This window comes from Glutamicibacter sp. NPDC087344 (assembly GCF_044744225.1).
Taxonomy (GTDB): Bacteria; Actinomycetota; Actinomycetes; order Actinomycetales; family Micrococcaceae; genus Glutamicibacter.
On the sequence record NZ_JBIUXY010000009.1, the window covers coordinates 115149 to 129854 of the forward strand.

11 protein-coding genes are annotated in these 14706 nt (G+C 66.1%); 1 reads left to right on the top strand and 10 read right to left on the bottom strand.

Annotated features, from left to right (window positions below; translation table 11 throughout):
- Positions 1-24: 24 nt before the first annotated feature.
- From ACIOWL_RS16125 to hisI, 10 genes are all read right to left on the bottom strand, one after another.
- On the bottom strand, positions 25-1494 hold the full coding sequence (locus tag ACIOWL_RS16125) for a glutamate synthase subunit beta (RefSeq protein ID WP_400387311.1): 1470 nt from the start codon (positions 1492-1494) through the stop codon (positions 25-27).
- Positions 1487-6112 (bottom strand): glutamate synthase large subunit, encoded by a 4626-nt coding sequence (gene gltB, locus ACIOWL_RS16130; protein WP_400387313.1) that lies wholly within the window; start codon positions 6110-6112, stop codon positions 1487-1489. The genes ACIOWL_RS16125 and gltB overlap by 8 nt, the downstream gene beginning before the upstream one ends.
- A gap of 551 nt (positions 6113-6663) precedes the next feature.
- Positions 6664-7668 carry a prolipoprotein diacylglyceryl transferase gene (lgt, locus tag ACIOWL_RS16135; RefSeq protein WP_400387316.1) on the bottom strand — a complete coding sequence of 335 codons (1005 nt, stop codon included), beginning with the start codon at positions 7666-7668 and terminating at the stop codon, positions 6664-6666.
- A gap of 1 nt (position 7669) precedes the next feature.
- Positions 7670-8467 carry a tryptophan synthase subunit alpha gene (trpA, locus tag ACIOWL_RS16140; RefSeq protein WP_400387319.1) on the bottom strand — a complete coding sequence of 266 codons (798 nt, stop codon included), beginning with the start codon at positions 8465-8467 and terminating at the stop codon, positions 7670-7672.
- A complete protein-coding gene (gene trpB, locus ACIOWL_RS16145; protein WP_400387321.1) occupies positions 8468-9802 on the bottom strand; it encodes a tryptophan synthase subunit beta in 1335 nt (444 codons plus the stop codon). It lies immediately after the preceding gene.
- Between the two features lie 106 nt (positions 9803-9908).
- On the bottom strand, positions 9909-10742 hold the full coding sequence (gene trpC, locus ACIOWL_RS16150) for an indole-3-glycerol phosphate synthase TrpC (RefSeq protein ID WP_400387324.1): 834 nt from the start codon (positions 10740-10742) through the stop codon (positions 9909-9911).
- Between the two features lies 1 nt (position 10743).
- On the bottom strand, positions 10744-10992 hold the full coding sequence (locus ACIOWL_RS16155) for an HGxxPAAW family protein (RefSeq protein ID WP_400387327.1): 249 nt from the start codon (positions 10990-10992) through the stop codon (positions 10744-10746).
- 143 nt (positions 10993-11135) lie between these two features.
- Positions 11136-11732 carry a Trp biosynthesis-associated membrane protein gene (locus ACIOWL_RS16160; RefSeq protein WP_400387330.1) on the bottom strand — a complete coding sequence of 199 codons (597 nt, stop codon included), beginning with the start codon at positions 11730-11732 and terminating at the stop codon, positions 11136-11138.
- Positions 11729-13336 carry an anthranilate synthase component I gene (locus ACIOWL_RS16165; RefSeq protein WP_400387332.1) on the bottom strand — a complete coding sequence of 536 codons (1608 nt, stop codon included), beginning with the start codon at positions 13334-13336 and terminating at the stop codon, positions 11729-11731. The genes ACIOWL_RS16160 and ACIOWL_RS16165 overlap by 4 nt, the downstream gene beginning before the upstream one ends.
- Before the next feature lie 138 nt (positions 13337-13474).
- Positions 13475-13879: a phosphoribosyl-AMP cyclohydrolase gene (gene hisI, locus ACIOWL_RS16170; RefSeq protein WP_400387335.1), complete on the bottom strand. Its 405-nt coding sequence runs from the start codon at positions 13877-13879 to the stop codon at positions 13475-13477.
- A 117-nt stretch (positions 13880-13996) separates the two neighbouring features.
- On the opposite strand from hisI, the gene ACIOWL_RS16175 reads away from it, so the two are divergent.
- A complete protein-coding gene (locus ACIOWL_RS16175) occupies positions 13997-14656 on the top strand; it encodes a TIGR03085 family metal-binding protein (RefSeq protein WP_400387338.1) in 660 nt (219 codons plus the stop codon).
- Positions 14657-14706 lie beyond the last annotated feature (50 nt).

Here is a 14706-nt window from a genome sequence, read left to right on the forward strand (position 1 = left end):
GTGCCGCATTTAAGCCTGTGACTCTCAAATGATGCTGATGGCCCTATCGCTTGGAGCTACCGGCGCGGGAAGTGTTGTTGAACCCATGAGGAACTTGTCCACCGAGGCTGCGCAGGCACGCCCTTCGGCGATTGCCCACACGATCAACGACTGCCCTCGACCCGAGTCTCCGGCGGCGAACACCCCGTCGGTGTTCGTCATGTAGTAGCCATCTCGGGCGACGTTGCCCCGGTTGTCGAATTCGGTACTGACCTGTTCGACCAGTCCGGAGTCTTCCGGACCGGTGAACCCGAGGGCAAGCAAAACCAGATCCGCCTTGATGACGCGTTCGGTTCCAGGCTTCGGGAGGCGCTTGCCAGCAACAAATTCTGTCTCTGCAACTGTAACACCGATCACGGTATTCTGCTTACTTCCCTCGCCGCGAACGAAGTTCACCGTCGAAGCCAGGTAGCTGCGCTCACCGCCTTCCTCGTGCGAGGACTGCACCTCGAACAGCACCGGCATCATCGGCCAAGGCTGATTTTCGTTCCGTTCGGTGCCCGGCTGCTTGCCGATGGCAAGGGTGGTGACACTGGCTGCGCCCTGGCGCAGCGCGGTGCCGATGCAGTCCGAACCGGTGTCGCCGCCGCCGAGCACGATCACGTGCTTGCCCGCCGCGTCGATGGTGCGCTCGTTTTTCAGGCCGGCAACCACGCGGTTGTTCTCTGTGAGGAACTCCATCGCGTGATGAACACCATGCAGCTCGCGGCCCGGGACCGGCAGCTCACGGGGCACGGTGGCGCCGGTGGCGACGATCACCGCGTCGTAGTCGCGACGCAGCTGCTGCCAGGTGATGTCCTTTCCGATCTCGATCCCGGTGCGGAAGATCGTGCCTTCGGCGCGCATCTGCTCCAGCCGGCGGTCGATGACCTGCTTTTCCAGCTTGAAATCCGGAATGCCGAAACGCAGCAGTCCGCCGATGGCCTCGTCGCGTTCATACACCGCCACGGTGTGCCCGGCGCGGGTCAGCTGCTGGGCGGCGGCCAAGCCGGCGGGCCCCGAGCCTACCACCGCGACACGGAACTCGGTGTGGCGCGCCGGCGGATTGGGGATGAAATCCCCCGCATCCATCAGATGATCGGCCAGCTCGGCTTCCACCTGCTTGATGGTCACCGCCGGCTGGTTGATCCCCAGCACGCAGGAGGACTCGCACGGCGCCGGGCACAGCTTGCCGGTGAATTCCGGGAAGTTGTTGGTGGACAGCAGCCGCGTGGCGGCGTCGTCCATCCGATCCCGGTAGACCAGGTCGTTGAACTCCGGGATCAGGTTGCCCAGCGGGCAGCCGTTGTGGCAGAACGGCACACCGCAGTCCATGCAGCGCGAGGCCTGGGACTTCAGGGTTCCGGCCTGCTGGCGCTCGGTCACCTCGCGGTAGTCCATGAGCCTGATCGGCACCGGTCGTTTAGGCTGGGTGACCCGTTCGGTCACCGTCAAGAAGCCGCGTGGATCAGCCACGGGTCACCTCCAGAATCTTGGTCCAGACCTCCGGCGAGTCGGGGTTGTCCCCGGCTGCCAGTGCGTCGGAGCGCAGTTGCTGCACGGCGGCGAAGCCGCGCGGGATGATGCTGGTGAACCGGGTGCGGGTGCGCTCCCAGTCGAGCACCAGGCGCTGCGCCAGCGGTGAAGCGGTCAGCGCGATGTGCTCGGTGAGCAGTGCGTAGATCTGCTGCGCCGCGGCGTCGTCGACGGCGCTGATCAGCAGGTCCCCCTCCGCCGCGGCCAGCGGGTTCAGGGTGTTCGGATCGAAGTCCAGCACCCAGGCGGTTCCACCGGAGAAACCGGCGCCGAAGTTGCGTCCGGTCTCACCGAGGATCAGCACGGTGCCGCCGGTCATGTACTCGCAGCCGTGTTCCCCGATGCCTTCAACCACCAGGCTTGCCCCGGAGTTGCGGACCGCGAAGCGTTCGCCGACCATGCCGTTGATGAACAGCTGCCCGCTGGTGGCGCCGTAGCCCACGACGTTGCCGGCGATGACCTGTTCCTCGGGCTTGGATTCGGTGCGCTGCGGCGGATGGATGGCGATCCGCCCGCCGGACAGGCCCTTGCCCACGTAGTCGTTCGCATCCCCTGACAGCGCCAGGGTGATTCCGGCGGGCAGGAAGGCGCCCAGCGACTGCCCGGCACGGCCGGAGAGGTTCACCTTGATGGTGTCCGCCGCCAGCTCGTCCACGCCGAAGGTTTTGGTCACATGGTGGCCCAGCAGGGTTCCCACCGAGCGATCGGTGTTCACGATCGGGCTCTCGATGCTCACCGGCAGGCGGTCGGCCAGCGCCGGGGCCGCCGCGGCGAGCAAACGCTGGTCGAGATGCGCCTCCAAGCCGTGGTCCTGGCTGATCCGGCGGCTGCGGGCCGCCAGCTGCACGTCGGGGACGTGGGTGATCGCTTCCAGCGCCAGGCCGGTGACCTTCTGGTGTGCGGAAAGCTGCTGCTGGGAAACCTTGAGCAGCTCGACACGCCCAACCACCTCGGCCACGGTGCGCGCCCCGAGGCTCGCGAGCAGTTCGCGCACCTCCTGGGCCAGGAACTCGAAGAAGTTCACCACGAATTCGGCCTTGCCGTTGAAGCGTTCGCGCAGGACCGGGTTCTGCGTGGCCACACCCACCGGGCAGGTGTCCAGGTGGCACACGCGCATCATGATGCAGCCGGAGACCACCAGTGGGGCGGTGGCGAAACCGAACTCCTCGGCCCCCAGCAGGGCGCCGATGATCACGTCGCGTCCGGTCTTCAGCTGGCCGTCGACCTGCACGGTCACGCGGTCGCGCAGCCCGTTGAGGATCAGCGTCTGCTGCGCCTCGGCCAGGCCCAGCTCCCAGGGGGTGCCGGCATGCTTGAGCGAGTTGATCGGCGAGGCGCCGGTGCCGCCGTCGTGCCCGGAAACGAGCACCACGTCGGCCTTCGCCTTGGCCACCCCGGCCGCGACAGTGCCGATGCCGGACTCGGAGACCAGCTTCACATGCACGCGGGCCGACGGGTTGGAGCACTTGGCGTCGTGGATCAGCTGGGCCAGGTCCTCGATCGAGTAGATGTCGTGGTGCGGCGGCGGGGAAATCAGCCCGACACCCGGGGTGGAGTGGCGGGTCTTGGCGATCCACGGGTAGAGCTTCTGGCTCATCAGCTGGCCACCCTCCCCCGGCTTGGCACCCTGGGCCATCTTGATCTGGATGTCATCGGCGTTGGACAGGTACAAGCTGGTCACCCCGAAGCGCCCGGAGGCGATCTGCTTCACCGCGCTGCGGCGCTCGGGATCCAGCAGCCGCTCGGGGTCCTCGCCACCCTCGCCGGTGTTCGACTTGGCGCCCAGGCGGTTCATCGCGATCGCCAGGGTTTCGTGCGCCTCGGCGGAGATCGAGCCGTAGCTCATCGCGCCGGTGGCGAAACGCTTCACGATTTCGGACACCGGCTCAACCTCGTCGATGTCGATCGGCGTGATACCGGCGGTGTCGAATTCCAGCAGGCCACGCAGGGTTTTGAGCTGCGCCGCCTGATCGTCGACGGCCTTGGTGTACTCCTTGAACACGTCGTAGCGGCGGGTCCGGGTTGAATGCTGCAACCGGAAAACCGTTTCCGGGTTGAACAGGTGCGGCGGGCCCTCGCGGCGCCACTGGTATTCTCCACCGGTTTCCAGCTCTTCGGGCTGCGCACCGCCGGCAATTTGCGGGTAGGCGCGGGCATGCCGGGCGGCGGCCTCAGCGGCCACCACATCCAGCTCGATCCCCGAAAGCTTGGTGGCGGTCCCGGTGAAGTACTGGTCGACCACGCGCTGCGAGAGGCCGACCGCTTCAAAGGTCTGCGCCCCGCAGTAGGAGGAGACCGTGGAGATCCCCATCTTGCTCATGATCTTCAGCAGCCCCTTGCCCAGGGCCTTGATCAGGTTCTTGCCGGCTGTGGCCGCGCTGATTCCGGGCAGCTGGCCGTCCTCGACCATCTGCTCCACGGATTCAAGGGCCAGGTACGGGTTGATGGCGCTGGCGCCGTACCCGACCAGGGCGGCGATGTGGTGCACCTCGCGGGCGTCGCCGGATTCGATGATCAGCGACACCCGGGTGCGCATCGAGCTCTTGAGCAGGTGGTGGTGGACCGCGCTGGTCAACAGCAGCGACGGGATCGGAGCCCAGGCCGCCGAGGAATCGCGGTCGGAGAGCACGATGTAGCGCACCCCGCGGTTCACCGCGGCGGACACCTTTTCGCAGATTTCCTGCAGGCGGGCGCGCAGTTCGCTTTCCCCGCCGGTGGGGCGGTACAGCCCGCGCACCTTCAACGAGTACTTGGCGCCGGCCTCGTCGCGCAGGTTCACGATCTTGGCCAACTGGTCGTTGGTCAGCACCGGGTAGTCCAGGGCCAGGTGGGTCTGCGGCACCCGGTCCAGCGCCAGCAGGTTGCCGTCGGGCCCGATCGAGGTGCCCAGCGAGGTCACCAGTTCTTCACGAATTGCATCCAGCGGCGGGTTGGTGACCTGCGCGAAGGACTGCGTGAAGTAGTCGAACAGCAGGCGCGGGCGATCGGCCAGGGCGGCGATCGGGGTGTCGGTGCCCATGGCGGCCAGCGGCTCGGCGCCGTTGGCGGCCATCGGCGCCAGGATGGTGCGCAACTCTTCGTTGGTGTAGCCAAAGGTGAGCTGGCGCAGCAGCACCGAGGCGGAGTTGTGCCGCACGTGTTCCAGATCCGGGAAGTCATCCAGGGACTTCAGGTTCGCCCCAACCCATTCACGCCACGGTTTGGCGGCGGCGACCTGCGCCTTGATTTCGCTGTCCGTGACAATCCGTCCGGCGTTCAGGTCGATCGCGAACATTTTGCCGGGGGCTACGCGGCCCTTGGCCAGGATGTGCTCCTCCTCGACGTCGATCACACCGACCTCGCTGGCCAGCACCACCAGATCGTCGTCGGTGACCCACCAGCGGGCCGGGCGCAGGCCGTTGCGGTCAAGCACCGCACCGGCCATTTGGCCGTCCGTGAAGCACACCGCGGCCGGGCCGTCCCATGGTTCGATCAGCATCGAGTGGTACTGGTAGAACGCGCGCAGATCGGCGTCCATTGCGGTGTCGTTTTCCCACGGCTGCGGGATCATCATCATGATCGCCTCGGCGACGTTGCGCCCGGAGAGCATGAGCATCTCGGCGACCTCGTCGAAGGAGGCGGAGTCGGAGGCGCCGGCGGTGCAGATGGGGAACAGTTCCTCGGGCACTTCACCGAGCAGCTCGGAGCTCAGTGTGGCCTGGCGGGCGCGCATCCAGTTGCGGTTGCCCTTGACCGTATTGATCTCGCCGTTGTGGGCGATGGTGCGGAACGGCTGAGCCAGCGGCCAGGAGGGGAACGTGTTGGTGGAGAAGCGCGAGTGCACGATCGCGCAACGGCTGGCGAAGCCGGCATCGGAGAGGTCCGGGTAGAACGGCTCAAGCTGGGCGGTGGAGACCATGCCCTTGTACACGATGGACTGCGAGGAGAACGAGGCGAAGTAGACACCCATCTTGTTGTGGGCGCGGCGGCGAAGGCGCCATACCGCGGCGTCAAGCTCACGCGACGAGTTGCCGCCGCCCGATGCACCCTGGCGCGCGGCGACAAAAAGCTGGGTGATGTGCGGCATCACGGCGCGGGCCGAGGCGCCCAGCACGGAGGCGTCGACCGGCACATCGCGCCAGCCGAGCACGGTGAGGTTTTCTTCGTCGGCAAGCTCTTCGAGTTCTTCGCGGGCCAGAGCCAGCTCGTTGGCGGCGGCGGGAAGGAAACCCATGCCCACCGCGTAGCTTCCGGCGGCCGGAAGCGGAAAGTCGGTGGCGTTGCGCAAGAAGGCGTCGGGCAGGTGAAGCAGAATGCCTGCGCCGTCGCCGGTTCCTTCATCGGCGCCAATCGCGCCGCGGTGCTCCAGGCGGCGCAGGGCGGTCAACGCGTGGGAGACAATCTCATGGGACGCGGAATTCTTCAGCGATGCGATCATCGCCAGCCCGCAGGCGTCCTTCTCTGCGGCGGGATCGTACAGGCCTTGTGCGGGAGGCACGGCGGAGAATCGGGTGTAGGGCGAGGTACGTTCCCCGCCAAAACCTGGCGAGGCGTTCAACTGGACTCCGGTCATGCTCATGAGCGTGCCTTTCTATGGTTCAAGCAGGAAAGGCGGTCCGGTTTGCGACGTGCGTGCGGCATTGTGGAGAAGACTCGCAGCTTGCTCGGCTGCCGGCCACCTGTGTTTCGCCTGGCCCAAACACATCGAACGGGTAGTGCCGGTGGGCGCTACGTATCGAGGTGTCGGGGGACGAACGGTTCCCACCTCGTTGTGGTTCACGTGCGATCTGGCCTTCGCGGGGTATGAAGGGTGCCAGCGCAACGCGTGGCTTTTACACTACGCACCGTTTGTTTCTTTCGGGCACACGGTTGTGTTTCGGAAATGTTAAAACCACCTGCGAATTTTTGGGGGCTTTTCCGGCGTCTGGCGCCGCCGCGGTTCCAAAAACGGCCGGATTTCCCGCCGCGGGCCGCTTCATAATGTTTCAAGTATGTTGCCGATGAGATCCGGGGGTGATCCGCAGGTGTGCAAATGTGTCGTGAAATATCGGTTTTTTGACGCGCTCCGTCGGTGCGGGGCAACACAAAAGGGACCATCGCCACGATGGTCCCTTGTGTGTTGCAGCATGTTTATGGTTGCTCGCCCGAGGATTTTGGCGTGTCCTCTGCGGATGCCGGTTCGGTATCCGGGGCCAGGCCGTCAGCGGCGGTATCCGCCGCCGCGGGCTGGGCCGCCGGCTCGCGTCCCGGCAAGAAGATCGAGTCCTGATGCTGGCCGCGCAGCTTAGCCAGCACGTAGGTCAGCGCCACGGTTCCCAGCAGCACCAGGGCGATGGCCAACCACTGGTGCACACGCAAGGCCAGCGGGCCGATGGTGATGATCTCGGCCGGGTCCAGGCGCAACGACTCGGTGAAGGTGCGCCCGATGCCGTACCAGATCACGTAGCACCAGAACAGCGCCCCGCGACGCAGCTGGAATTTGCGATCCAGCGCGATCAGCACAACAAAGCCCAGCAGGTTCCAGATTGATTCGTACAAGAACGTCGGGTGGAACAAGGTGTCCGCGGGAAGCCCGGCCGGGAAGTTGTGATTGCTCGCATCGATTTCCAGACCCCAGGGCAACGTGGTCGGCGCGCCGAAAAGCTCCTGGTTGAACCAGTTGCCCCAGCGCCCGGCCATTTGCGCCAGCAGCACCCCGGGGGCGGCCGCGTCGGCAAAGGCCGAGAGCCTCACCCCGGCGCGCCGGCAACCGATCCATGCTCCCACCGCGCCCAGCGAGATCGCGCCCATGATGCCCAACCCGCCAAGCCACAGCTGCGGGATTTCACCCCAGTGCGCCGTTTGCCCGCCCAAACCGAAGTAGTAGCTCGGATCGGTGATGAGCACATGGTAGAGCCGTCCGCCGACGATCCCGAACGGGATCGCCCAGATGACGATGTCCCAAAGCATATCCGAGGTGCCGCCGCGCGCGGCCAACCGGCGATTGGTCACCCACAGCGCCAGCACGATGCCCAGCAGGATGCATAACGCGTAGGCGTGAATGGTCAGCGGGCCGATCGAGAACTTGGAGAACTCGACCGGCGGCGACGGAATGGAGGCCGGCAGCGCCAGCGCAAGCTGTGCGGACAGGTTCATCCTAGGCGTGCTCCTTGGCGGCCGTACCGCTGAGCTCCGCGGCCAGCGCGCCCACGGCGGCTACTCCCCCGTCGCGCAGCGCGGCGACCAGCGCGGTGCCCACGATGACGCCGTCGGCATAGGCGCCGATCTGCGTCACATGCTCGCGCCGCGAGACCCCCAGGCCGACGCAGGCGTTTTCCGCCCCGGCCGCGTGAGCGGCCTCGACCACTGCCTGCGCCGCGGAGGAAACCTCGGAGCGCGCCCCGGTCACCCCCATCAACGACACGCAGTAGATGAAGCCGGAGGAGGCCTCCACGGTGCGCTGCACACGCTGCTCGGTGGAGGACGGCGCGATCAAGAAGACGCGTTCAAGCCCGTACTTCTCGCTGGCTTCCAGCCACTCGCCGGCCTCTTCGGGGACCAGGTCCGGGGTGATCAGCCCGGAGCCGCCGGCCGCGGCGAAACGCCGGGCGAATTCGTCGACGCCCATGCGCATCACCGGGTTCCAATAGGTCATCACCATCACCGCGGCGTCGGTGCGCGAGGTGATGCCCTGCACGATCTCAAACACATCGGCCACGCGGAAACCGCCGGCCAGCGCCTGCACGGTGGCGGCCTGGATGACCTCGCCGTCCATCACGGGGTCCGAGTAGGGGATGCCGATCTCGATGATGTCCACACCGTTCTCGGCCAGCGCGACGGCCGCCTCGATGCTGGTGGGAACATCCGGGAAACCGCCGGGCAGGTAGCCGATCAGGGCCGGGCGCCCCTCGGCGCGGGCGGCGGCGATCTTCTGGGCGCTGGTTACGCGGGTCATCTACTTTTCCTCGCTGTCCGAAGCGGTGTGCTCAGCCTGCGCGGCGGCGCCGCTGATTTCTGCGTCTGCGTCTTTGGGGTCGATCATGCCGAACCAGGCGGCCGCGGTTCCCACGTCCTTGTCCCCGCGCCCGGAGAGGTTCACGATGATGATGGTTTCCTCCGGCGTCGCGCCGTCGGCCACCAGCTTCTTGGCCAGGCGCATGGTGCCCGCCAGTGCGTGGGAGGACTCGATTGCCGGCAGGATTCCTTCGGTGCGGCACAGCGCCTGGAAGGCGTCCATGGCTTCGGTGTCGGTGACCGGCTCGTAGTTCACCCGGCCGATGTCAGACAGGAAGGCGTGCTCGGGGCCGACCCCCGGGTAGTCGAGCCCGGCGGAGATGGAGTGCGACTCGACGGTCTGGCCGTCTTCGTCCTGCATCAGGTAGCTCTTCGCCCCGTGCAGCACCCCGGGCCGGCCCAGGGTGATGGTGGCCGCGTGGCGCTCGGTGTCCACCCCGTCGCCGCCTGCCTCAAACCCGTACAAGGCGACATCCTTGTCATCGAGGAAGCCGTGGAAGATGCCGATGGCGTTGGAGCCGCCGCCGATGCACGCGGTCACCGCGTCGGGCAGGCGGCCGGTCTGGGCCAGGATCTGCTCGCGGGCCTCGTCGCCGATGACCTCGTGGAAATAGCGGACCATGGCCGGGAACGGGGCGCCGCCGGCGGCGGTACCCAGCAGGTAGTGGGTGTTCTCCACGTTCGCGACCCAGTCGCGCAGCGCCTCGTTGATCGCGTCTTTCAGCGTCTGGCTGCCCACGGTCACCGGGATCACCGTGGCGCCCAGCAGGCGCATCCGGGCGACGTTCAGCGCCTGCCGGCGGGTGTCTTCGGCACCCATGTAGACCACGCATTCAAGGCCCATCAGGGCCGCGGCGGTCGCCGAGGCGACACCATGCTGGCCGGCACCGGTTTCCGCGATGATCCGGGTTTTGCCCATGCGCTTGGCCAGCAACGCCTGGCCCAGCACGTTATTGATCTTGTGGCTGCCGGTATGGTTCAGATCTTCGCGCTTGAGGAAGATCCGCACCCCGGCGCAGTGCTGCGCGGAGAAGCGTTTGGCTTCGGTCAGCAGCGAGGGGCGCCCGGAGTAGTTGGTGTTCAGATCGCGCACCTGCGCGATGAACTCCGGATCGTTCTTGGCCGCCTCGAAGGTCTCATTCAGCTCGTCCATCGCGGCCATGAGGGATTCGGGCATCCATCGTCCGCCGTAGGCGCCGAAGTATGGTCCGCTTGCGTGCTTTAGCGACTGCTGGTCGATCGAGTCGGCGTGCTCGGAATGCTCCGGGGTGCTCATCGATTCCCTCTTTCCTTCAACGAAACGTTAATCGTGGTAGATTTTGTGCCCCGCCGGAAGCTTCCTGCGGGGCACGATCAGTTGGCCGGGCTGCGCCCGGGCGGAATCATCCGCCGGCGCGCTGCGGTTTTTCCGCGGTTCCTGCCTGGATGAATTCGGCCACCGAGGTGCGTGGGTCGCTGTGTTTCACCAGCGCCTCGCCGACCAGGATGGCGTCGGCTCCGTCGGCCGCATATTGGCGCACCTGCACCGTGGATTCGACACCTGATTCGGCGACGATCACCGCATCCGCCGGCAGCAGCGGCGCCAACACTGAGAAGTTCGCCGGATCCACGTCCAGGGTTTTCAGGTTGCGCACGTTCACACCGATGATTTTGGCGCCGACCGCGATGGCGCACTCGATTTCTTCCGCGGTGTGGGTCTCCACCAGTGCGTTCATCCCCAGCTCATGGGTTAATTCTAGAAAAGAACGCAGCGTGTTCTCATCCAGCGCCGCAACAATGAGCAATACGAGGTCCGCACCGTGGGCGCGTGCCTCGTAAATCTGGTACTCGTCCACCGTGAAGTCCTTGCGCAGCACCGGGATGCGCACAGCCTGGCGCACCTGATCCAGGTCCTGCAGGGACCCGCCGAAACGCCGGGCTTCGGTCAGCACGGAAATCACCGAGGCGCCGCCGGCCTCGTATTCGGCGGCGAGCACCGCCGGCTCCGGGATCTGCGCCAGCTCGCCCTTGGACGGGGACTTGCGTTTGACCTCGGAGATCACCCGAAGCCGGGTGTCACGTTGGGCCGGATCGCGGTGGCCGCCCAGGGCGGCGTACGCGTCGAGCGCCGCAGGGGCCTTAGCGGCGAGCTGCTTGAGAGCCTCAAGGCTCACCAGCGCGCGACGGGCGCCCAGGTCTTCCTGGACGCCCGCGATGATCTCATCAAGAACAGTCAATTTAGTGCGCTGCTCCGCTGCGTGATCCGCCCACGCCGAAGCCGGCGGCCTTCAAGACCCCGCCCAGCACCAGGCCCAGCACGACGACGCCCATTGAAATCCAGAAGAAAGTCCAGCTCAGGTTGGCAAAGGCGATGCCGCCGGCAATCGAGCCAACCATCATGGTCAGCACGCAGGCCCAAGCTGCGACGGAGTTGCCGTGGCCGATCTGCTCGGTGTAGACCGGATCGATCTCGGTTTTCTGCGACATGGCTTACTGTCTCCTTGAGAGTTGTAGTACGTGTGCGCGCCCGGTGTCCCGAACCCGCACAATGATCTGCTTAATTCCATTCTGCCACCTGTGTTCGCTTCAGGCCTATTCCTGCGCCGAACGTGTCGATCAGGTGGTGCGCCTCAGTGCGCCGAGGGCCCCGCGGTGGGATCCTCGCCGTCGGAGAGCTGCTCCCAGCTGGAAATATTGCGCGAGGAAGCGTCCTTGGGTTCGATCCCGGTTTTTCCCGCGGACCGCGAGTACTTATCCGCCTTCACCGCCCAGCTGCGGGCGACCACCAGCACCAGTACCGACTGCACCGCGATCAGCACACCGCCGAGCACGGCTACCGCAGGCCAGGGGCTCATCGAATACTGCGCGGCATTTTGCGCCAGCCCGGTTGCGGTGGACACCGCGGTGAAGGCGGCCGCCTGCGGGTCGGCCAGCGTGCTGATGCCGGCGGCAATGATCGCGGCCCCGGCCAGCAGGCAGATCGCCGCGATGATGTAGCGCGAGATTTTGCCGGCGATCAACAAGGCCAGCGATCCGGCGAGCACCGCGATGGACAGCGCGGTGGTGGCGGCGGCCGCCGACGCCCCGTCGATGACAATCTGCGGGATCTGCACCGTACCGGATTGCACATCCACGGTGATCCAGGTGCGGGTGGCTGAGAACAGCACAATCACCGCACCCAGCGCGCCGATCAGGGCCAGGTTCCGCGCGGTCAGTTTCTGCTTCATTTGTCCTCCTGCGAGGTGGCGATCTGGGAGGTGGCGGTCTGCGCGGCGCGCATGCTCTGCGCGGCCCAGACGGCGCGCATGCTCTGCGCGGCCCAGACGGCGCGCAACGGCGCGGCAGCCTTGTTCACGGTTTCCAGGGCCTCGTCGGCGAACTTCGAGTCATTCACGATCCCGCCGCCGGCCTGCACGTAGGCACGCCCGCCCTTGAGCAGCGCCGAACGGATCGCGATGGCCATATCCATGTCCCCGGCGAAGTCCAGGTACCCGACCACCCCGCCGTAGATGCCGCGGCGGTAGGGCTCATACTCATCCAGCAGCGCCAGGGCCCGCGGTTTGGGCGCGCCGGAAAGGGTGCCTGCCGGGAAGGTGGCCGCCAGCACGTCGTACGCGTCGACATCCTCCCGGGCCTTGCCCACCACGTTGGAAACCAGGTGCATGATGTGGCTGAAGCGTTCAACCTCCATGAACTGGGTGACCTCCACGCTGCCGGCCTGGCAAACCCGGGAGAGGTCGTTGCGCGAAAGGTCCACCAGCATCAGGTGCTCCGCGCGTTCCTTCTCATCGTTGACCAGCGACTTTTCATGAAGCTGGTCCTCCTCGTAGTTCGCCCCGCGCGGCCTGGACCCGGCGATCGGGTGCGTGACCACGTGGGAATCGTTGACCGTGACCAGCGCCTCCGGGGAGGAACCGACAATCTCGAAGGGTTCGCCGTCCTCGTTGAGGAAGTTGAACAGGTACATGTAGGGGCTGGGGTTGGTGGCGCGCAGCACCCGGTAGACATCCAGCGCATCGGCGTCGGTTTCCAGCTCGAAGCGGCGCGAGACCACAATCTGGAAAACCTCGCCGTCCAGGATCGCGGTTTTGGACTTGGCCAGCGCCTGCAGGTACTCGTTTTCCTCCCACGAGTGGCTGACCGAGGACATCAGCGTGTCGCGGGGCACCTCGGTGCCGCGCAGCACGGTGGCCGCCGCGTCCAGTGGCACACACAGCTGATCGAGCATCTGATGCAGCCGGGCCACGGCCGCGTCATAGGCCGCTTCGACCCGCTCGTCGCTGCCATCGAAGTTGATGGCGTTGGCGATCAGCGTCACGGTGCCCTCGGTGGCGTCGTGCACCGCCATGTCTTCGACCAGGTTCATGCTCAGCTCTGGCAGGTTCAGGTCGTCGGCCGGCGGGTTGGGAAGCTTCTCCCAGTGGCGCACGCAGTCCCAGCCGAGAAAACCGACCATGCCTCCGGTCAGCGGCGGCATGCCGGGGATCGGTTCGGTATGCAGCGCCCGCACGGTGTCGCGCAAGACGTGCACCCCGACACCTCCGGTGGGCAGCCCGGCCGGGGCATTGCCCTGCCAGTAGGCCGCTCCGTCGCGGGTGCTGAGGGTGGCGGCTGAATTCACGCCGATAAACGAGTAGCGGCTCCACACACCGCCTGCCGCGGCCGACTCCATCAGGAAGGTCCCCGGGCGCCCGGCCGCCAAGGTGCGGTACAGGCCGATCGGGGTCAACGAGTCGGCCAACACCGACATGGTCACCGGGATGACGCGGCGGGTGGCCGCCATGGCGAGGAATGCCTCGCGGGTGGGCGAAATGGTGCCGAGGGTTTTCATGTTGTTTCTTCTTCTACAAGTTCTACGAGTTCTACAAGCGGATCGATTTTCGCAGGTCGTCCCCGCGCCGGGCAGTTGCGCACCTCATGGCCAAGTAGCCGCATGGCCAGATGACCGCATGGCCAGGAAACCGATGGCTCAGGAAACCGGGCGGTGGCCGATCACGGCCGGCAGCTCGCGGCCGGTGAAGCAGGATTCGGTTCCGGTATGGCAGGCCGCGCCGACCTGGTCGACCTTGAGCAGCAGCGCGTCGCCGTCGCAATCAAGCGCCGCGGACTTCACAAACTGGAAGTGCCCGGAGGTATCCCCCTTGCGCCAATACTCCTGGCGGGAGCGGGAGAAGAAGGTGACGCGGCCGGTGCTCAGCGTGCGGCGCAGGGCTTCGTCGTCCATCCAGCCGAGCATCAGCACCGTGCCGGTATCGTATTGCTGCACGATGGCGGCGAACAGGCCGTGGGCATCGCGCTTGAGACGCTGCGCAATTGCAGGGTCGAGTTCCGTGGAAACGGGGTCCTGGTCCGGACCCTTGTAAGAAGTAGCCATCACCTACCAGCATACTGCGTGCACACCCGATCCCCCGCCTGCATGACCTGCCCTGGTGCCCGCTCGCCCGCATTGTTCCGACACCCGCCGCAGATTACGCGCGCCAAACCATAAAGCATGCTAGTTTCAGAAGTGATGCACTTAGTTCACGCTTCCCGATTGGCGTTGGCAGAGACGCTGCTGGCCGCAGGTCCCACCGCGCAGACCCTGTGCGCCGGATGGCAGACCCGCCATTTGGCCGCGCACCTCGTTTTGCGGGAGAATTCGCTCCTCGCCGCCGGCACCATCTTCAAACCATTGTCCAAAAAACTTGATGAGAAGTTGCAGCACGACGCCGATCAGGCGCAATCCCCGGAAAGCTACGCCGCGCTGGTGCGCCGTTTCCGTTCCGGCCCGGGGAAGTACTCCCCGTTCGCCATCGAAAAGGTCGACCAGGCGGCGAACCTCAGCGAGTACTTCATCCACACCGAAGACGTGAGACGAGCTCGGGCCCAGTGGGCTCCGCGGGTGCTGGATCCCGAGTACACCGAAATGCTCTGGCAGTCGCTGACCCGGATGTCCAGGTTGCTGTTTCGCAAGGCGCCGGTGGGAATCATCCTGGCCCGCCCCGACGGCCAACGCCATGTGGCCAAAAAAGCCCCCAATGCCGTGTCGATCAGCGGACCGGTCACCGAATTGATGCTGTACGCATTCGGCCGCACGGAGCACTGCCTGGTCACCTTCGAGGGCGGGGACACCGCACTGGAGATCATCCGGTCGTACAAGCCAACGCTCTAGGGCCCCGCGCCTCGCGGATTAAAACAATGTGCCGATCCCCCTTTCGGGGA

Coding starts and splice junctions, on each gene's coding strand:
- ACIOWL_RS16160 (WP_400387330.1), bottom strand. CDS start 11,732: ATGAAGCAGAAACTGACCGCGCGGAACCTGGCCCTGATCGGCGCGCTG.
- lgt (WP_400387316.1), bottom strand. CDS start 7,668: ATGAACCTGTCCGCACAGCTTGCGCTGGCGCTGCCGGCCTCCATTCCG.
- trpB (WP_400387321.1), bottom strand. CDS start 9,802: ATGAGCACCCCGGAGCATTCCGAGCACGCCGACTCGATCGACCAGCAG.
- trpA (WP_400387319.1), bottom strand. CDS start 8,467: ATGACCCGCGTAACCAGCGCCCAGAAGATCGCCGCCGCCCGCGCCGAG.
- ACIOWL_RS16175 (WP_400387338.1), top strand. CDS start 13,997: ATGCTAGTTTCAGAAGTGATGCACTTAGTTCACGCTTCCCGATTGGCG.
- hisI (WP_400387335.1), bottom strand. CDS start 13,879: ATGGCTACTTCTTACAAGGGTCCGGACCAGGACCCCGTTTCCACGGAA.
- ACIOWL_RS16165 (WP_400387332.1), bottom strand. CDS start 13,336: ATGAAAACCCTCGGCACCATTTCGCCCACCCGCGAGGCATTCCTCGCC.
- ACIOWL_RS16155 (WP_400387327.1), bottom strand. CDS start 10,992: ATGTCGCAGAAAACCGAGATCGATCCGGTCTACACCGAGCAGATCGGC.
- gltB (WP_400387313.1), bottom strand. CDS start 6,112: ATGAGCATGACCGGAGTCCAGTTGAACGCCTCGCCAGGTTTTGGCGGG.